The organism is Nonomuraea sp. NPDC049625, from assembly GCF_040675285.1.
In the GTDB taxonomy this organism is placed as follows: Bacteria; Actinomycetota; Actinomycetes; order Streptosporangiales; family Streptosporangiaceae; genus Nonomuraea; species Nonomuraea angiospora_A.
On sequence record NZ_JBFAOQ010000001.1, the window covers coordinates 733,676 to 752,055 of the forward strand.

The 18,380-nt window shown below is 68.8% G+C and carries 19 protein-coding genes; 13 read left to right on the top strand and 6 right to left on the bottom strand.

What is annotated here, in order from left to right; all coding sequences use genetic code 11:
• Positions 1–305 precede the first annotated feature (305 nt).
• The 5 genes from AB0J87_RS03615 to AB0J87_RS03635 are packed head-to-tail and all read left to right on the top strand — an operon-like array spanning position 306 to position 4,316.
• Positions 306–674, top strand: a complete 369-nt coding sequence (locus AB0J87_RS03615; RefSeq protein ID WP_363962470.1) for a DUF3499 domain-containing protein — start codon at positions 306–308, stop codon at positions 672–674.
• A 43-nt stretch (positions 675–717) separates the two neighbouring features.
• On the top strand, positions 718–2,067 hold the full coding sequence (locus AB0J87_RS03620) for a phosphomannomutase/phosphoglucomutase (protein ID WP_363962471.1): 1,350 nt from the start codon (positions 718–720) through the stop codon (positions 2,065–2,067).
• Positions 2,064–2,231, top strand: a complete 168-nt coding sequence (locus tag AB0J87_RS03625) for a Trm112 family protein (protein ID WP_185070977.1) — start codon at positions 2,064–2,066, stop codon at positions 2,229–2,231. Before AB0J87_RS03620 ends, AB0J87_RS03625 begins: the two co-directional genes overlap by 4 nt.
• Complete coding sequence (locus AB0J87_RS03630) at positions 2,228–3,334, top strand: SIS domain-containing protein (RefSeq protein WP_363962472.1); 1,107 nt, start codon at positions 2,228–2,230, stop codon at positions 3,332–3,334. The genes AB0J87_RS03625 and AB0J87_RS03630 overlap by 4 nt, the downstream gene beginning before the upstream one ends.
• Before the next feature lie 49 nt (positions 3,335–3,383).
• Positions 3,384–4,316, top strand: a complete 933-nt coding sequence (locus AB0J87_RS03635; RefSeq protein ID WP_350728389.1) for a cation diffusion facilitator family transporter — start codon at positions 3,384–3,386, stop codon at positions 4,314–4,316.
• Positions 4,317–4,319: 3 nt separating this feature from the next.
• Here AB0J87_RS03635 and AB0J87_RS03640 read toward each other — a convergent pair whose 3' ends face one another.
• Positions 4,320–6,026: a phosphatidylglycerol lysyltransferase domain-containing protein gene (locus AB0J87_RS03640; protein ID WP_363962473.1), complete on the bottom strand. Its 1,707-nt coding sequence runs from the start codon at positions 6,024–6,026 to the stop codon at positions 4,320–4,322.
• Positions 6,027–6,103: 77 nt separating this feature from the next.
• Between AB0J87_RS03640 and AB0J87_RS03645 the strand changes: the two genes are divergently transcribed.
• Positions 6,104–7,180, top strand: a complete 1,077-nt coding sequence (locus AB0J87_RS03645) for an alpha/beta hydrolase-fold protein (RefSeq protein ID WP_363962474.1) — start codon at positions 6,104–6,106, stop codon at positions 7,178–7,180.
• Positions 7,181–7,184: 4 nt separating this feature from the next.
• Here the strand turns inward: AB0J87_RS03645 and AB0J87_RS03650 are convergent, their stop codons facing one another.
• Positions 7,185–7,523: a MerR family DNA-binding transcriptional regulator gene (locus tag AB0J87_RS03650; protein WP_192790205.1), complete on the bottom strand. Its 339-nt coding sequence runs from the start codon at positions 7,521–7,523 to the stop codon at positions 7,185–7,187.
• A gap of 102 nt (positions 7,524–7,625) precedes the next feature.
• Between AB0J87_RS03650 and ahcY the strand changes: the two genes are divergently transcribed.
• The 3 genes from ahcY (at position 7,626) to AB0J87_RS03665 (ending at position 11,551) form a co-directional block, all read left to right on the top strand.
• On the top strand, positions 7,626–9,053 hold the full coding sequence (gene ahcY / locus AB0J87_RS03655) for an adenosylhomocysteinase (RefSeq protein ID WP_350728393.1): 1,428 nt from the start codon (positions 7,626–7,628) through the stop codon (positions 9,051–9,053).
• A 199-nt stretch (positions 9,054–9,252) separates the two neighbouring features.
• Positions 9,253–10,488 (top strand): adenosylhomocysteinase, encoded by a 1,236-nt coding sequence (locus tag AB0J87_RS03660; RefSeq protein ID WP_363962475.1) that lies wholly within the window; start codon positions 9,253–9,255, stop codon positions 10,486–10,488.
• 94 nt (positions 10,489–10,582) lie between these two features.
• Positions 10,583–11,551, top strand: a complete 969-nt coding sequence (locus AB0J87_RS03665) for a hypothetical protein (protein ID WP_363962476.1) — start codon at positions 10,583–10,585, stop codon at positions 11,549–11,551.
• A gap of 18 nt (positions 11,552–11,569) precedes the next feature.
• Here AB0J87_RS03665 and AB0J87_RS03670 read toward each other — a convergent pair whose 3' ends face one another.
• Both AB0J87_RS03670 and AB0J87_RS03675 read right to left on the bottom strand, forming a co-directional pair.
• Positions 11,570–11,923: a YbaB/EbfC family nucleoid-associated protein gene (locus tag AB0J87_RS03670; RefSeq protein ID WP_363962477.1), complete on the bottom strand. Its 354-nt coding sequence runs from the start codon at positions 11,921–11,923 to the stop codon at positions 11,570–11,572.
• Between the two features lie 17 nt (positions 11,924–11,940).
• Positions 11,941–12,294 carry a hypothetical protein gene (locus AB0J87_RS03675; RefSeq protein WP_363962478.1) on the bottom strand — a complete coding sequence of 118 codons (354 nt, stop codon included), beginning with the start codon at positions 12,292–12,294 and terminating at the stop codon, positions 11,941–11,943.
• Positions 12,295–12,346: 52 nt separating this feature from the next.
• Between AB0J87_RS03675 and AB0J87_RS03680 the strand changes: the two genes are divergently transcribed.
• Positions 12,347–12,688: a hypothetical protein gene (locus AB0J87_RS03680; RefSeq protein WP_363962479.1), complete on the top strand. Its 342-nt coding sequence runs from the start codon at positions 12,347–12,349 to the stop codon at positions 12,686–12,688.
• 49 nt (positions 12,689–12,737) lie between these two features.
• Here AB0J87_RS03680 and AB0J87_RS03685 read toward each other — a convergent pair whose 3' ends face one another.
• Entirely contained in the window at positions 12,738–13,370 is a 633-nt protein-coding gene (locus AB0J87_RS03685; RefSeq protein WP_363962480.1) for a DUF305 domain-containing protein, read from the bottom strand.
• 169 nt (positions 13,371–13,539) lie between these two features.
• Here AB0J87_RS03685 and AB0J87_RS03690 point away from each other — a divergent pair, with 169 nt between their 5' ends.
• Both AB0J87_RS03690 and AB0J87_RS03695 read left to right on the top strand, forming a co-directional pair.
• Positions 13,540–14,928, top strand: a complete 1,389-nt coding sequence (locus tag AB0J87_RS03690) for a hypothetical protein (protein WP_363962481.1) — start codon at positions 13,540–13,542, stop codon at positions 14,926–14,928.
• Positions 14,929–15,004: 76 nt separating this feature from the next.
• Positions 15,005–16,378, top strand: a complete 1,374-nt coding sequence (locus AB0J87_RS03695) for a hypothetical protein (RefSeq protein WP_363962482.1) — start codon at positions 15,005–15,007, stop codon at positions 16,376–16,378.
• A 25-nt stretch (positions 16,379–16,403) separates the two neighbouring features.
• Here AB0J87_RS03695 and AB0J87_RS03700 read toward each other — a convergent pair whose 3' ends face one another.
• The gene (locus tag AB0J87_RS03700) at positions 16,404–17,336 is read right to left on the bottom strand and encodes an RDD family protein (RefSeq protein ID WP_363962483.1); all 933 of its coding nucleotides are present in this window, start codon (positions 17,334–17,336) and stop codon (positions 16,404–16,406) included.
• A gap of 51 nt (positions 17,337–17,387) precedes the next feature.
• On the opposite strand from AB0J87_RS03700, the gene AB0J87_RS03705 reads away from it, so the two are divergent.
• Positions 17,388–18,380, top strand: a complete 993-nt coding sequence (locus AB0J87_RS03705) for a stage II sporulation protein M (RefSeq protein WP_350728402.1) — start codon at positions 17,388–17,390, stop codon at positions 18,378–18,380.

Genomic DNA, 18,380 nt, shown 5'->3' on the forward strand with positions numbered 1-18,380 from the left:
CTGTAGCCCGGCGTTCGGGTGGGGCGTCGGGGTGTCGGTCGTGCTTCGGCGTTCGGGTGGGCCGGGGTGTGTGATCTCTGGGGGTGGGGTGCGGCGTTGCCGCTCCCCACCGCGCGTTGATCCCCTTAGGCTTTGAGGAAGCGTCACCGCTCACCACCTCTACGTGATCCCCCAAGGTCCGGAGGGCCGGTGTCTTCGGGGCATGTGGGTGGAAAGGCTGCGACAGGTGTCCGAATTGTGGCGACACGCTCGTTAAGAGCGCTCAGATAGTGGCGCCTCGCACACTTACCAGATACGGTCCCTCCGTGAGCCCCGTCCGCCGCTGTTCCCGCACCGCCTGCAGTCAGCCTGCCGTCTTCACGCTCACGTACGTATACGCCGACTCGACCGCTGTTCTCGGCCCCCTGGCGACGTACGCGGAGCCACACTGTTACGACCTGTGCGCCGAACATGCCGAGCGGTTGACCGCTCCCCGAGGCTGGGAAGTGGTACGGCTGCCGACGGACGGCAACTCCCCGAGTTCCGACGACCTCGAGGCGCTGGCCAACGCGGTCAGGGAGGCCGCGCGGCCCGCGCCGTCCGGCGGCGGTGAGCCGGTCGGTCAGGGCGTGGAGGTCGGTCGCAGGGGGCACCTGCGCGTTCTGAGGTCGGCTCAGCAGCACCGCGACCGGTAGGCTCGATTACGCCGGAGAATCGACCCAAGGGCGGAGCTGGAGAGTGGGCGACCTCGCCAAGATCTTCAAAGCGTACGACGTTCGCGGAGTGGTGCCCGAGGAGCTCGACGAGCCGACCGCAGAGGCCGTGGGGGCCGCCTTCGTCGAAGTGACCGGGGCCGAGTCGATCGTGGTCGCGCACGACATGCGCGAGTCCTCCGTTCCGCTGGCGGAGGCGTTCGTCAGGGGCGCCCGTTCGCGTGGCGCCGACGTGGTGCACGCCGGGCTGGGCTCCACCGATCTGCTCTACTACGCCAGCGGCAGCCTGGGGCTGCCTGGGGTGATGTTCACCGCCAGCCACAACCCCGCCCGCTACAACGGCATGAAGATGTGCCGGGCCGGTGCGGTGCCGATCGGCGGCGACACGGGGCTCATCGACATCCGTGACCGGGCCGCCGAGCTGGTGGGCGTCACGGCCGCCCCCGGCGGGTCGGTGATCGAGAAGGACCTGCTGCAGGGCTACGCCGACCACCTGCGCACGCTCGTCGACCTGTCGCGCATCCGGCCGCTCAAGGTGGTCGTCGACGCGGGCAACGGCATGGGCGGGCACACCGTCCCGGCCGTGTTCGAGGGGCTGCCGATCGAGCTGACGCCGCTCTACTTCGAGCTGGACGGCGACTTCCCCAACCACGAGGCCAACCCGATCGAGCCGCAGAACCTCGTCGATCTCCAGCGGGCCGTGGTCGAGAGCGGGGCGGACCTGGGGCTGGCGTTCGACGGTGACGCCGACCGGTGCTGGGTGATCGACGAGCAGGGGCGGTCGGTCTCGCCGTCGGCCGTCACGGCGCTGGTCGCGACGCGGGAGCTGGCCAAACATCCCGGCTCGACGATCATTCACAACCTGATCACGTCGCTGGCCGTCCCCGAGATCGTGCGCGAGCAGGGCGGGGTGCCCGTGCGCACGCGCGTCGGGCACTCGTTCATCAAGGCCGAGATGGCCCGTACGGGAGCCGTCTTCGGCGGTGAGCACTCGGCCCACTACTATTTCCGCGACTTCTGGTTCGCCGACTCCGGGATGCTGGCGGCGCTGCACGTGCTGGCCGCGCTGGGCGAGCAGGAGCGCCCGCTGTCGGAGGTGGTGGGGGTCTACTCGCGCTACCACGCCTCCGGCGAGGTCAACAGCACCGTGGCGGACCAGGGTGACGCGTTGCGGCGGGTGCGGGAGGCGTTCGCGGCGCGGGGGGAGTTCGACGAGCTCGACGGGCTGACCGTGACCGGGCCGGACTGGTGGTTCAATGTGCGGGCGTCCAACACCGAGCCGCTGCTCAGGCTGAACGCCGAGGCGGCCGACGAGAGCACAATGAGGGCGATCAGGGACGAGGTCCTCGCCATCGTGGGAAGGGTGTCAGAGTGAAGATCGACGACTGGCTGCTGGAGATCCTGGCCTGTCCGGCCTGCAAGGCTGCCTTGCGTGCCGAGAACGAGGCCGAGGAGCTGGTCTGCACGGGCTGCGGCCTGATCTATCCGGTACGGGATGACATCCCCGTCCTGCTCGTCGACGAGGCCAGGAAGCCGTGACCTGGGAGCCGGAGCGGCTCGACGACCAGCGTCACCTCAGCGAGGCAGATCCCGGCGGGATGCTGCCGGCGGTCGCCTCCTCGGCGGCGCACGTACGCACCGGCTACCGCACCGCGGTCGAGGCCCGCGTCGGCCGCCTGGCCGACCACGGGCGCCCGCGCGCCATCGTGGTCGCGGGCATGGGCGGCTCGGGCATCGTCGGCGACATCCTGGCGGCGATCGTCGGCAACGGCGCGCCGCTGCCGATCGTCACGCTGCGCTCCTACCAGCTCCCCGGCTGGGTGGGCGCCACAGACCTGGTCGTGGTCGTGTCCGGCTCGGGCGACGCCGAGGAGACGGTGTCCGTCGCCACCCAGGCGGTCCGGCGCGGATGCGCGCTGCTCGGCGTGGGCGCCCCCGGCTCCCCGCTGGAGGCCGTCGCCACCCAGGCCTCGGCGATCTACGTGCCGGTGCCGGTCACCGGCCCGTCCAGGGCGAGCCTCTGGCTGCTGGCCTCCCCGGTCATCGTGGCCGCCGCCGCGCTGCGGCTCGTCCAGGCCGACGCCGACCTGTTCGAACGGGTGGCCAAGACGCTGGAGGACATGGCGCACCGGTGCCGGCCGTCCAGCGAGTCGTTCATCAACCCCGGCAAGTCGCTCGCCATGGATCTGGCCGAGAGCGTGCCGATGATCTGGGGGTCGTCGCCCGTCGCGTCGGTGGCGGCGTACCGGCTGGCCTGCCAGCTCAACACCAACGCGAAATACCCCGCCGTCCACGGCGAGCTGCCCGAGGCCGGCCACAACCAGGTCGAGGTCTTCGACGGGCCGCTGGCCGAGCGCGACATCTTCGCCGACACCGCCGGGCGCACGCTCCGGCTCGTCGTGCTGCGCGACGTCGAGGAGCATCCCCAGGTGGCGCGGCGGCGCGAGACGTCGGTACGGCTGGCGCGGGAGCGCGACGTGCCGGTGACGGAGCTGTCGGCGGAGGGCGAACATCCGCTGGAACGGATGGCCACGCTGATCGCGCTCGGCGACTACGCGAGCACGTATCTGGCGCTCGGATATGCCATCGATCCGACCCCTGTGTCAGCGATCACTGAGCTGAAGGCCAGAATTTCGCAATAGGATCCCTTTTCAGGCCTTTGTACTTGATCTTTATGAGTGGAGCAGACCGGTGAGCGCGAGCGGCGGTACTAAAGCGATCATTGCGGCCTTGACCGCGAACCTGGCAATCGCCGTGTCCAAATTCGTGGCCGCGTTCTTCACCGGGTCGTCCTCGATGCTGGCGGAGGGCATTCACTCGGTCGCCGACTCGGGCAACCAGGTGCTGCTGCTGGTGGGCGGCAAGCGGGCGGCCAGGGCCAGCACGAAGGAACACCCGTTCGGCTACGGCCGCGAACGTTACTTCTACGCCTTCGTGGTGGCCGTCGTGCTGTTCACGATCGGCGCGGCGTTCTCGATTTACGAGGGCATCCACAAGCTCTCCGCTCCGGAGCCGGTGGAGGCGCCGATCTGGGCGTTCGCGGTGCTGATCTTCGCGATCATCGCCGAGGGTTTCTCGTTCCGCACGGCCATCAAGGAGTCGAACGCCGTACGCGGCAAGCTGTCGTGGGTCGCGTTCGTCCGCCGGTCCAAGTCGCCCGAGCTGCCGGTCATCCTCCTGGAGGACCTGGGCGCGCTGCTCGGTCTGATCTTTGCGCTGTTCGGCGTGACGATGGCGGTCATCACCGGTGACGGCACCTGGGACGGCATCGGCACCCTGATGATCGGCGTGCTGCTGGCCGTGATCGCGGTGGTGCTGGCCATGGAGACCAAGTCGCTGCTGGTCGGCGAGGGCGCCACCCCCGAGATGGAGGCCCAGATCCGGTCCGCGCTGGAGGGCTCGCCCGAGGTGGCCAGGGTCATCCACATGCGCACGTTGCACCTGGGCCCCGAGGAGCTGCTGGTGGCGGCCAAGATCGCGGTGGCGTACAACGACACGGCGGCCGAGGTCGCGAAGGGCATCGACGAGGCCGAGCGGCGCATCCGCGAGGCCGTGCCGATCGCCCGCGTGATCTACCTGGAGCCCGACCTGGACCGCCTCCGCAGCAGCACCTCCGCCTCCTGACGTTCACGACGTGAGCTGGGCCGGGCGGAGGCGCGGGAGGCGCAGCCGGGGCCTGCGGGGCCGGCCCAGCGTGATGAACGCCTCGGCCTGCAACGCCGAGACACCGATGCGGGGCAGGTCGCGGGCGTTCGGATAGACCACGAAGCGGGGCTCCCAGATCGGCCGGAACTTGGCGTTGAACCGGTACAGCGACTCGATCTGGAACCAGTGCGACAGGAAGATCAGCAACGCCCGCCACGCCCGCAGCACCGGTCCGGCCCCGAGGCGCTCCCCGCGGGCCAGGACCGCGCGGAACATGGCGAAGTTCAGTGAGACCTGCGTGATGCCCAGGGCCGGCGCGGCCTGGAGGGTCTTGACGATCAGGAACTCGTTGAGCCCCGGATCGGCGCCGCGGTCGCGCCGCATCAGGTCGAGCGAGATGCCGCGCGGGCCCCACGGCACGAAGTGCAGCACGGCCTTGAGCTCGCCGTCCTTGTGGGCGGTGGCCACCAGGCACTGGGAGTCGGCCGGGTCGCCGAGGCGGCCGAGCGCCATGGAGTAGCCGCGCTCGGTCTCGGTGCCGCGCCAGGAGTCGGCCGCCTGCTGGACGCGTTCGCGCTCCTGGCCGGTCAGGTCGGCGCTGCGGCGCACGTGGCACGTGTAGCCGTTCCGCTCGGTCCTGTTGACCATCTGGCGGACGTTGCGCATGGCGCGGCCCTCCAGCGTGAAGTCGGCGACGTCGACGATGGCCTCGTCGCCGATCTCCAGCGCGGACAGCTTGGCCTCGCGCGTCCACACCTCGCCGCCGGTCTCGCCGCAGCCGATGACGGCGGGCACCCAGGCGTGCCGCCTGGCCTCGTTCATGAACACCTTGATCGCCGCCGGCCACGCCTCGCGGTCGCCGATCGGGTCGCCGCTGGCCAGCATGACCCCGGACACGACGCGATAGGCGATGGCCGCCTTCCCCGAGGGGGAGAACAGGACGCTCTTGTCCCGCCGCAGCGCGAAGTAGCCGAGCGAGTCGCGTTCGCCGTGCTGGGCGAGCAGGGCGCGCAGGCGCCGCTCGTCGTCCTCGGTGAGCTCGGCGGCCGGGCGCTCGGGGCGCAGCGCCAGGTAGAGCGTGGAGACGGCGGTGAGCGTGCCGAGCGCGACCAGGGAGAAGTAGACCAGATCGGAGATCCGCTCGACGGTGAACGTGACCGGGCCCTCGATCCCGACCAGGCCGAGCAGGACGTGTTCGAGGCGGTCGAGCACGCTCGGACGGCCCACGATCACGTGCGGGCGGGCGCTGATGATGAGGTAGCCGAGGCCCACGTCGATGGCGCCGAGCACGAGCAGGTTCCCCAGGGCGCGCCAGCGCGAGCGCGGGTCGGGCAGCGCGGAGAACTCGCCCCTGCCCCACACGAGCAGGACCAGCAGGGCGAGGCTGATCACGGCCGAGACCGGACGCAGGTGGACGAAGCTCACGGCGGCGCTCACCGGGAGCAGCAGCACGACCGCGCGCCAGGCGCGCACCTTCCCGCGGCGCAGCGCGTGCGCGAGCATGATCAGCATGATGCCGACGACCAGGGAGGACGCTCGGGCGAAGGTCGTGACGATGCCCGGCAGGATGTCCGTCCACACACCCATGCGGCTGTGCTCGAAACGGGGGAACACCGCCTTGCTGATGTCCAGCAGACCCACCACCAGCGACGCGTAGGCGGCGACGGCACGAATCCAGGAGCGCTTCACACTCCGAGATTGAAGACCCGGCCGGGTAATCTCCATGTTAACTCCCTGCTTACGGCCCTCCCTGTATTCCATGCCTCATGGGACTGAACTCAATCGGCCTGCTGGTCACCTTCTCGGTGCTGGCGGTGGCGGCGCTGGCGACGACGGTGTGGCTGTGGCCACGGCTGAGCGCGGCGCGCCTGAGCGCCGTGCTGGGCCGGGTGGGCGCGCTGACCGTCTGCCAGGCCTTCACGCTGGCAGCCCTGGGTCTGGCGGTGAACCAGTACTTCGCCTTCTACAGCTCTTGGAACGATCTCCTGGGCACCGACACGGGGACGGCGCCGATCACGGTCGCCGCCTCGGGGCTGCAGGTGCTGAGCACCCGCTCGGTGCCGGGCGGGCGGATCGAACAGGTGATCATGCCGGGGCCGTCCACGCGCCTGAGCGAGGAGGCGTACGTGTTCCTGCCCACGGCGTACCTGAAGCACACCACGGAGCGCTTCCCCGCGATCATCGCGCTCACCGGCTACCCGGGGGACCCGCGCAACCTCATGACCCGGCTCGACCTGCCCGGCCGGATGGCGAAGGCGATCGCCCAGCACCAGGTCAAGCCCACGGTCCTGGTCATGATGCGGCCCAGCGTGGTGCTGCCGCGCGACACCGAGTGCGTGGACGTGCCGGACGGGCCGCAGATCCAGGCGTACTTCACGAACGACGTCAAACATGACATGACCACTCACTACCGGGTGGCGGAGGGCCGGGACTCGTGGGGCATCCTGGGCGGCTCGACCGGCGGCTACTGCGCGCTCAAGATCGTCATGAGCCATCCCGACCAGTTCTCGGCGGCGGTCTCGCAGTCGGGCTACTTCAAGACGATCGTCGACAGCACCACCGGTGACCTGTTCCACGGCGACAAGTCGGTCGAACAGCGCAACGATCTGATGTGGCGGCTGGCCAACCTGCCCGCGCCGCCCGTGAACGTGCTCGTCACCAGCAGCAGGAAGGGGGAGAGCGACTACCCGGCGACCATGAGGTTCCTGAGCGCGGTGAAGCCGCCGATGCGGGCGTCCTCGCTGATCCTGCCCAGCGGCGGGCACAACTTCAACACCTGGAACCGCGAGCTCCCGCAGGCCCTCCCGTGGCTGGCCCAGCAACTCGTCACCCCCGCCGCCTGAATGGTCAGCGGCCGGAGGGGCGCAGGAGGCGCAGCGCCTTCTCCTTCTCGAAGTCCAGGGCCCGGCGCGGCACCTGGATCCGCCCGATCCGGATCCCGAGGTCGCGGACGGCCGCCGCCACCGTGGGCTCGCTGAGCACCCGCAGCGCGAAGGCCAGCTCCGCGGGTGAGACGTCGAACTGCTTCTCCAGCTCCACCCCCTGCGCCACCGCCGCCAGCTCGTCGGGCCCGAACCGCCGGTGCGCCCCCTGCTCCCGCACGGGCGGCAGCAGACCGAGCGCCTCCCGATATCGGAGCATTCGAGGGGACATGCCGAGCCGCTTCGCGGCCTCCGTGATACGCATTCTTACATTCTTACGTCAGTTTCGGCCGCCCCGAGATGCGCACCCCTCGAAGGGCCGCCTAAACTCGTCGGGACAACCATCAGTGACGCGAGGGGAAACCCGATGGACTTCAAGGTCGCAGACCTTTCACTTGCCGACTTCGGCCGCAAGGAGATCCGGCTCGCCGAGCACGAGATGCCCGGCCTCATGGCGATTCGCAAGGAGTACGCGGCCTCCCAGCCCCTTCGCGGTGCGAAGATCATGGGCTCCCTGCACATGACGATCCAGACGGCCGTCCTCATCGAGACGCTCGTCGCGCTCGGCGCCGAAGTCCGCTGGGTCAGCTGCAACATCTTCTCCACGCAGGACCACGCCGCCGCCGCGGTGGTCGTCGGCCCCAATGGCACCACGGACGACCCGCAGGGCGTGCCGGTGTTCGCCTGGAAGGGCGAGACGCTGGAGGAATACTGGTGGTGCACCGAGCAGGCCCTCACCTGGCCCGGCGGTGACGCGCCCAACATGATCCTCGACGACGGCGGCGACGCCACGCTGCTGGTGCACAAGGGTGCCGAGTACGAGAAGGCGGGCGCCGTGCCGGCCGCCACGGCCGACGACCCGGAGGAGTGGCACGTCATCATCGACCTGCTCACCCGCACGGTCGGCGCCGACAAGCGGTGGACCAAGATCGCCGAGAGCATCAAGGGTGTCACCGAGGAGACCACGACCGGCGTGCACCGCCTCTACGAGATGCACAAGAACGGCCAGCTCCTCTTCCCGGCCATCAACGTCAACGACTCGGTCACCAAGTCCAAGTTCGACAACAAGTACGGCTGCCGCCACTCCGTCATCGACGGCCTCAACCGCGCCACCGACGTGCTCATCGGCGGCAAGGTGGCCGTGGTGTGCGGTTACGGCGACGTCGGCAAGGGCTGCGCCGACGCGCTGCGCGGCCAGGGCGCCCGCGTCATCGTCACCGAGATCGACCCGATCTGCGCGCTCCAGGCGGCCATGGACGGCTTCCAGGTGACCACGCTGGACGAGGTCGTCGGCATCGCCGACATCTTCGTGACCTCCACCGGCAACTTCAACATCATCACCGCCGACCACATGGCGAAGATGAAGCACCAGGCGATCGTCTCCAACATCGGCCACTTCGACAACGAGATCGACATGGCCGGCCTCGCCAAGCAGCCCGGCATCACGAAGAACAACATCAAGCCGCAGGTCGACGAGTGGGTCTTCGCCGACGGCCACTCGATCATCGTCCTCGCCGAGGGCCGCCTGATGAACCTCGGCTGCGCCACCGGCCACCCGAGCTTCGTCATGTCCAACTCGTTCACCAACCAGGTGATCGCGCAGATCGAGCTGTTCGCGAAGACGGCCGAGTACCCGATCGGGGTCTACACGCTGCCCAAGCACCTGGACGAGAAGGTCGCCCGCCTGCACCTCGACGCCCTGGGCGTCAAGCTCACCGAGCTCACCAAGGAGCAGGCCGCCTACATCGGCGTCCACGTCGAGGGCCCCTACAAGTCCGACCACTACCGGTACTAAATTTCTTCTTTCGGCAAGCTCCGGGAGGGGTTTCTCGCCTCCCGGAGCTTTCCGCTATAACCCGTTTTTTACGGCTGCGCACGGTGGACCGCACGCGCCGACGTCAGTGGCCGTCCGTCATGGCCGGTTGTGAAGGCTCACGGGTCGCTCGCCGTGACGACGCGTGTTCTTGGCTGTCTTCTTCGCTCAAAGGGCTGGCATGGATCTCTGGGAAAGTGGCGAGCGGCAGATCTCCTGGGCCGCTCGTTCGATGCCGGTGTTGACCGCGATCGGAGAGCGGTTCGGCATCGAACGGCCGCTGGACGGGCTGAAGATCGCCGCCTGCCTGCACGTCACCGCCGAGACGGCCGTTCTGATGGGCGCGTTGAAGGCGGGCGGGGCCGAGATCGCGCTCGCCGCGTCCAACCCCCTGTCCACGCAGGACGACGTGGCCGAGGCGCTGCGTGTTTACGGGATCTCCGTGCACGCGCGGGCCGGCGTCGATCGGGCCACCTACTACCGGCACATCCACCAGGCGCTCGACCTCGAGCCCGACCTCGTGCTCGACGACGGCTGCGACCTGGTGAACATTCTCCATACCGAACGCACCGACCTGCTCGAACATGTCACGGGCGGGTGCGAGGAGACCACCACCGGGATCATCCGGTTGCGGCAGATGGCCGCCGAGGGCGCGTTGAGGTTCCCCGTCGTGGCGGTGAACGACACTCGGACCAAGCGCATGTTCGACAACCGCTATGGCACCGGGCAGTCCACGCTGGACGGCATCATGCGCGCTACCAACGCCATGCTGGCCGGGCGCACTTTGGTCGTGGCCGGGTTCGGGTTCTGCGGGCGGGGCGTGGCCGAGCGGGCCAAGGGGTTCGGCGCGCGGGTGATCGTGACCGAGATCGACGCCGTGAAGGCGCTCGACGCGACCCTCCAGGGATACGAGGTCCGTCCCATGGCGCAGGCGGCGATGCTCGGCGACCTCTTCGTCACCGTGACCGGCAACCGCGACGTGATCAGGGCCGAGCACCTGTCGGTCATGAAGGACGGCGCGATCCTGGCCAACGCCGGGCACTTCGACGTGGAGATCGACGTGCGCGCGCTGGACGAGCTGGCCACCGAGGTACACCGCGGGGTGCGGCCCAACACCGACGAGTACGTGCTGCCCGACGGCCGCAGGCTGCTGCTGCTCGCCGAGGGCCGGCTGGTCAACCTCACCGCCGCCGAAGGCCATCCCGCGGCCGTCATGGACATGTCGTTCTCCGCGCAGGCCCTGGCCGTGGTCTGGCTGGCCGGCGAGCGTTCCCGCCTCGATCCCGGCGTCTACGACGTCCCGGAGGAGATCGACCACGAGGTCGCCAAGCTGAAGCTGGCCGCGGCCGGGATCGGGATCGACGAGCTCACGCCCGAGCAGGAGGAGTATCTCCACTCCTGGAGGGTCGGCTCCTAGAGGGGCCTGAGGGGGCTGTGGGGTTGGCGTGGCCGATGATATTGCAGGATGATCGGATGATCCTGGTATGTCCGGTGGAGAAAGGGTCTGCCACGTGAGTCCATCGCCCAAGTCCCTTCCGATAGGAGGGTTCGCGTTCTCCGCCCTCGGTGTCGGCGCCGTGGTCCTGCAGATGCTGTCCGTCGCCTACCCCGACGGCGACCCGGCCAAGGCGCGCGAGGCCGCGCGCCTGTTGCGGCAGCTGGCCACGCGGGTGGACACGAGCCTGGACGACGTGGAGGACGTCGCGCGAACGGTGTGGCGGCCGCCCAGCTCCGGCGCGGGGGTCGACGCCTTCAGGAAATACTTCAACGAAGATCTCTCGCCCTATCCGCCGCACGTGTCCGCGTACCTCCGCGGGCTGGCCGATGCGGTCGACGACTACGCGGACATGCTGGAGCAGACCCAGCACGCGCTCCACACGATGGCCATGATCCAGTGGCTCGAGCTGCTGATGTTCTTCTGCTGGCCGGCCATCGACAAGAAGGTCCAGGTGCTGATCAACTGGGCGATGCGCAGGAGGCAGGCCGGGCTGCTGCTCAAGCTGTTCAACCACGCGGTGGGCAAGCGCTTCATCTACGCAGTCGGCGGCAGCCTCGCCTACACGGCCCTCGACCAGCTGCTCGTCGACGGGGTCAAGCTGGGGCGCGGCGAGGACATGGGGTCGTGGGGCGACCGGGGCGAGTACATGGTGAAGAACTTCGCCGCGGCGATGGTCTTCTACCATGTGGATCCCGCCAACTTCAGAGCGGCCACCAACCTTCTGTCGAAGAACAAGGCGACGCAGAACGCCGCCGCGTTCCTCGATAAGGCCGCCGACCTGCTGCCGAAGAACAAGGCGGCGCAGAACGCCATGGTGTTCATGACCGGGTCCTCCATCTTCACCACCACGGCCAACGCGCTCAACCGGCCCGGCGACGTGATCGACGATCCGGCCAGCCTGTTGCCCACCTGGGAGCAGATGCTCGCCAAGCTGGGTGTCGCCGCGGGCCAGGACCAGTTCAGGCGCTGGCGCGGATACTGACGGCTGGTGACCACGTAGCTATTCCCGGCTGAAACGCCTGACCTCGTCGGCGAACGGGGTCAGGCCGTCCGTCATCATCCCGGCCATCTGCTTGGCCAGGTCCGCGGCGGCGGCGTTCGCGGCGGTGAGCACCGCCTCCGCCAGCGCGTCCGCGCCGAGCCGCATCGCCCGCGGGTCGATGCGCAGGCCGCCGAGCACGCCGCTCGGCAGCACCTCGGCCTTCACCTGGCCGTTGGCAGCCTCGCCGCGGCCGCGGAGGTTGTCGAGGCTTTCGCGCAGTTCCTGCAGCGGCCGGAGGTCGGCCTGGAACTGGGAGAGCAGGCGCTGCATCTCCTCGTCGAGGAAGGGGGCGCCGTCGTCTGGTGCGGTCATCGGGTCTCCGAACAACGTCAGGGGTTGAGCTTTCCGTCCGACTTCGAGTACTTGGGCGGGTCGGACACTTTCGGCAGGGACTGGATGCTGGCCCAGTGTGCGACGTCGAAGCCGGTCTTCATGCCGGCCAGCCGTTCGGCGATCCCGGGATAGACGTCGCGTAACGCGTTGACGTACGTCTCGGCCTTCTTCAACCCGGTGGAGTAGCCCTGTTTGAAGGTGTTCGCCGTCTCGTCCGTGCCGGCGAAGTCGCCCAACGCGGTGATGGCGTCGAGGATCCGGCGGGCGTCCCTGGCCAGCTCGTCGTGCTCGGTGATGAAGCCGCCGGCCGCCCCCGTGAAGGTGCTCCCGCGGACATCGATGTTCGGCATGCCCGGGCGGCCGAGGCCGGGTGAGCTGGGCGAAGGGGTGGGGACGGGATACGTGGGGACAGTCGTGGGAGTCGGCGACGCCACAGGCGTGTTGGTCGGCGACGGCGATGGCGTGGGCGTCGGGGTGGGTGTGGGGGAAGGGCTTGGCGACGTCGGGCTCTGGCTGGGCGTCGGGGATGGGGAGCTTGGGCTGGGCGTGGGGCTGGGCGTGGGGCTGGACGTGGGTGTCCCCGTGGGTGTCCCAGTGGGTGTCCCCGTGGGTGTTCCTGTGGGGCTCGGCGTGGGTGACCCTGTGGGGGTGGCCGACGGCGTGGGCGATGCGGATGGAGCGTTTGAATCTGCCATTGGACGTGACGTCCTCCTCGCACATTGCCTGCACTACCGGCAGGGATAGTGTACTTTAGCGCCGGGACGAGGCCCCCGTCTTCGAAGTTCCGGCCTTCCTAAAGGGCGGACTGCATCTGCTGCATGCGGCGGATCTCGGCGGCCTGGGTCACGCTGACGTCGCTGGCCAGCTCCTCGACCCGGATGTGCGAGCCGCTCGTCAGCACCTGCTCCGACATCTTGATCGCCCCCAGATGGTGGTTGATCATGAGTTCCAGGAACATCCGGTCGAAGTCCTTGCCCTTGGCCGCCTTCAGGGCCTCCATCTGGGCGGGCGTGGCCATTCCAGGCATGCCGTCGTGCGCGGCGTGGTGCTCGGGCACCGTCTGCTGCTGCTCCCGCAGCCACGTCGTCATGAACTGGATCTCCGGGCCTTGGGCGTCCTTGATCCGGCCCGCCAGGTTCTTCAGCTGGGTCGACTCGGCCCGGGTGGGCGCGAGGAGCGACATGTCCAGGGCCTGGCGGTGGTGGACGATCATATCCTGGACGTACTTGATGTCGGACGCGTTGGCCGTGGCCGAAGGGACGGCGGTGGCGGCCTCGCTCGGCGACAGCGTCCTGGCCTGCTCCCCGGGGCGGCCGGGCGCGAGCACGGGCGCGGTCGAGTCGGCCCGTGGAGCCGGCGGCGGAGAGGAGGTGCAGCCGGAGAGGGCAACGACCGTGCCCATGATGACGATGAGCGCGGCGCGCACCCACAACCTCCCTGGCTGACTCGGACGAGAATGCGCACTCTAGGCCATAAGTGGACAAATTAAAAGAGAGTGAACAGGAACAAAATTTGACAAGTTGTCTGCTTGGCCAGTCGAGGGGGGAAACGCGAGGATGGCGTAGATTTATGCTCCCTTTATAGGAGGATCCCTAGTGTTCTCCCTCCGCAGGGCCCTCACCCTGGTCACGGCGGTCGTGGCGATGGCCGGCGTTGTCTTACCGGCTCAGGCCGCGGACATCCCGGCTCCTGGCGAGATCGTCATGAGTCCCAACATCCAACACGTCACCAACGTGCCCAAGCCCGAGGCCCTGGCCGACATCCACACGGACATGGCCTTCCAAGGCGACTACGCGTACGTCGGCAACTACTACGGCTTCTCGATCTACGACATCAAGCGCCCGAAGCGGACCTCGCTGGTGAGCTCGGTCGTCTGCCCCGGTGGCCAGATGGACATGTCCGTCTACGGCAACCTACTGTTCGGCTCCGTCGACTCCTCCCGCAACGACGACTCGTGCAACAGCACCTCGCAGCCCGCGTCGGTCAAGGAGTCGTGGGAGGGCATCCGCATCTTCGACGTCTCCGACAAGGCCAACCCGAAGTACATCAAGTCGGTCGAGACCAACTGTGGCTCCCACACGAACACGCTGGTGCCCGACCGCAAGGGCGAGAACGTCTACATCTACGTCTCCTCCTACAGCCCGAACGCCTCGTTCCCCGACTGCCAGCCACCCCATGACCTGATCTCGATCATCAAGGTGCCGCTGCGCGACCCGACGGCCGCGACCGTGATCGCCACGCCGAACCTCTTCCCCGACGGCGGCTACGGCGGCGTCCAGCAGCCGTACCCGAACGGGAAGTCCGCCACCACCGGCTGCCACGACATCACGGCCTACCCGGAGAAGGGCATCGCCGCCGGCGCCTGCATGGGCGACGGCATCCTGCTCGACATCCGCAACCCCGAGCAGCCCAAGGTCACCGCGACCGTGCGCGACGAGACGAACTTCGCGTTCTGGCACTCGGCCACGTTCAACAACGACGGCACGAAGGTCATCTTCACCGACGAGCTCGGCGGCGGGACCAGGGCGACCTGCAACGAGGCCATCGGCCCGAACCGGGGCGCCAACGCGTACTACGACATCGTGAACGGGCAGCTCCAGTTCAGGAGCTACTTCAAGATCTCGCGCCACCAGGCCGACACCGAGAACTGCGTGGCCCACAACGGCTCGCTGATCCCGGTCAAGGGCCGGGACATCATGGTGCAGGCGTGGTACCAGGGCGGGATCTCGGTGGTGGACTTCACCGACTCGGCCCACCCGCAGGAGATCGCGTTCTTCGAGCGTGGCCCGGACAACACCGCGCCGGCGCTCAGCGGCGGCTTCTGGTCCGCGTACTACTACAACGGCTACATCTACGGGTCCGACTTCAACCTGGGCCTGGACGTGCTGAAGATCAACGACTGGCGGACAAACCGCGCGAACGGCGTCAAGATGCGCTCACTCAACGCGCAGACCCAGACGTCGTATCCCGAATACGGCGACTGATCCCCAGGCGGCGAGGGCCCCGACCGGGTCCTCGCCGTTTTCACTTATCCAGACATATGCGATAAGGAGTCTCGGAGTGTTCAATCCGCGCCGTGCCCTCGTCATGGCCGCGGCCGCCGTCGCGTTAGCGCTGACGAGCGTTCCCGCCCTGGCCACCGACATCCCACCGCCCGACGCCGTGGTCACCAGCCCCAACGTGACCCACGTGCTGAACATCCCCAAGCCCGCCCCGATCGCCGGCACCATCAACACCGACATCACCTTCCAGGGCGACTACGCCTACGTCGGCAACTACGGCGGCTTCTCGATCTACGACATCAGCAACCCCAAGAAGGCCAAGCCCGTCAGCTCGGTCGTCTGCCCCGGCTCCCAGATGGACGTCAGCGTCTACGGTGACCTGCTGTTCACCGCCGTGGACTCCTCGCGCAGCGACGACTCGTGCAACAGCACGGCGCTGACCGCCGACCACAAGGAGGCCTGGGAAGGCGTCCGGATCTTCGACGTCTCCGACAAGGCCAACCCGAAGTACATCAAGTCGGTCGAGACCAACTGCGGCTCCCACACCCTGACCCTGGTGCCGGGCAAGGGCCGCGACCGGAACAAGAACGTCTACATCTACGTCTCGTCCTACAACCCGAACGCCACGTTCCCCGACTGCCAGCCGCCGCACGACAAGCTCTCGATCATCAAGGTGCCGCTCAGGAACCCGACGGCGGCGGCGGTCGCGGCCACCCCGGTGGTCTTCCCCGACGGCGGCAACGAGACCCAGCCCGGCCTGCTCCTGCCGACCAGCGGCTGCCACGACATCACCGCCTACGCCGAGAAGGACATCGCGGCGGGCGCGTGCATGGGTGACGGCGTGCTGTTCGACATCTCGGACCGGCTGAACCCGAAGGTCACGGCCAGGACCACGGACCCGAACTTCGCGTTCTGGCACTCGGCCACCTTCAGCAACGACGCCAAGAAGGTCGTCTTCACCGACGAGCTCGGCGGCGGCGGCGGGGCCACCTGCAACGAGGCCACCGGGCCGAACCGCGGCGCGGACGCGATCTACGACATCTCGAACGGGCAGTTCACGTTCAAGAGCTACTTCAAGATCCCGCGCTACCAGGCCGACAGCGAGAACTGCGTCGCGCACAACGGCTCGCTGATCCCCGTCAAGGGTCGGGACATCATGGTCCAGGCCTGGTACATGGGCGGGCTGTCGGTGTGGGACTTCACCGACTCGGCCAACCCGAGGGAGATCGGCTACTTCGAGCGCGGCCCGCGCTCGGCCGGCGGTGGCGGCGGCATCTGGTCCGCGTACTACTACAACGGCTACATCTACGCGGCCGACTTCCACGAGGGCCTCGACGTCGTCAAGGTCACCGACCCGCTCACGAACAACGCCAGGCACGTCCGCACCGACCGGTTGAACGTGCAGACCCAGGAGTCGTACCGCAACTGGTGACCGATTCCGTCCCTGTGCGCCGCTCTCACTGAGGCGGCGCGAACCCGCCCGGAGTCGCCCTCGGCGGCTCCGGCGCGGGGGGCCGGGGCTGAGGCTGCGGCTGGTAGGACGCCGGGGGCTGAGGCTGGTACGGGCCTGGCTGCGCGTAGGGCGGCTGGGGCTGGTACGGCCCCGGCTGTGCGTAGGGGGCCTGGGGCGGGCGGCCGTTGGCGGCGCGTTGCGCGAAACGTACCTGCTCCCTCCTACGGCGCTCGGCCAGGACGGCGCTCAGGTACGCGTGCGGCGGCACCCCGGCGGGCGCCGCGGGCGAGACGAAGGACGCCGTCTGGGTCGCGATCCGCACCCCCATCTCATGCTGGACCTGCGGCGACAGGTCGTGCCACCGCGACAGGTACTGCCGGGCCGCCTGCGCCACCTCGTCGGGGAGCTGGGAGAGCTCCAGCGTCGCCGCCCAGGCCGCCAGCGGCGGCGGCATCACGATGAGCTGCCCGGAGTCGCGCGGAGCCCGGTCGGAGATCACGATGGTGCCGGCGAAGACGTCGCCGAGCCGCTTGCCCCGCTGCGAGACCAGCGACGCGATCAGCGCGGGCGCCCCGGAGAGCATCCAGAACTCCACGACCCCGGCCAGGCCGCGGAACAGCGCCTGCCTGAAGCGCTCGGGACTGCCGTCGTCGCTGACCACCCGGAGCCCGAGCGCGAGCTTGCCGAGGCTGCGTCCCCTGGTCAGCGACTCGAAGATCACGGGGTAGCCGACCAGCACCAGCACCACGAACACGATCATCGCGGCCCCGAACATGGCCGAGTCCGAGATGACCGAGAACGCGCCTAAGATCGCATAGGCGGCGATCAGCACCGTGAACTGCACGGCCATGTCGATGACGATCGCCAGCGCGCGCGAGGGCATCTGGGCGATCCGCACTTCGACGACGACCGCGTCGCCGGTCACAACCTCAGACATATGTGGAGCCTAACGGCTATGTACTGGTGTTTGAGCGGCCAGAATGTTCGGGTGGACATCGATGCGTTCGTCACAGCTCACCGCCCCGTGTGGGACCGGCTCGATCATCTGGTCAAGCGCCGTTCGTCGCTGACGGGTGCCGAGGTGGACGAGCTGGTGGACCTCTATCAACGCGTGTCCACCCATCTGTCCATCGTGCGCTCCTCGTCCGGGGACGCGATGCTGACCGGGCGGCTGTCGGCGCTGGTGGCGCGGGCCAGGTCGGCGGTGACCGGGGCGCACACGCCCGCCTGGCGGGAGTTGGTGAGGTTCTTCACGGTGTCGTTCCCCGTGGTGGCCTACCGGGCGCGGTGGTGGTGGCTGGGGAGCACGGTGGCGTTCATCGCGGTCGCGTGGGTGATGGGCGCGTGGGTGGCGGCCAACCCCGACGTCCAGGCGACGATCGGCTCGCCGGACGAGATCGCCCAGCTCGTCGACCACGACTTCGCCGACTACTACTCCGAGCACCCGGCCGCCTCCTTCGCCAGCCAGGTGTGGGTGAACAACGCGTGGGTCGCGGCGCAGACGATCATCTACTCGGTGCTGCTCGGCCTGCCGATCCCGTACGTGCTGTACTCGAACGCCGCGAACGTCGGCGTCTCCGGCGGTCTCATGGCCTCCCGCGACAAGCTGGACATCTTCTTCGGCCTGATCACGCCGCACGGGCTGCTGGAGCTGACCGCCGTGTTCCTGGCGGCGGCGGTCGGGATGCGCCTGGGCTGGACGGTCATCGACCCGGGGCCGCGCCGGCGGACGGAGGCCCTGGCCGAGCAGGGCCGGGCGGTGATGAGCGTGGCGCTGGGGCTGGTCGTGGTGCTGTTCGTGTCGGGCCTGATCGAGGCGTTCGTCACGCCGTCCGGGCTGCCGACGTGGGCGCGCGTGAGCATCGGCGCGCTCGCGGAGGTGGGCTTCCTGCTGTACGTGATCGCCTTCGGCCGCCGTGCCCTGCGTCAGAACGAGACCGGCGACCTCGAACGCGCCCCGGACGTCGCCCCGACGGCCTGA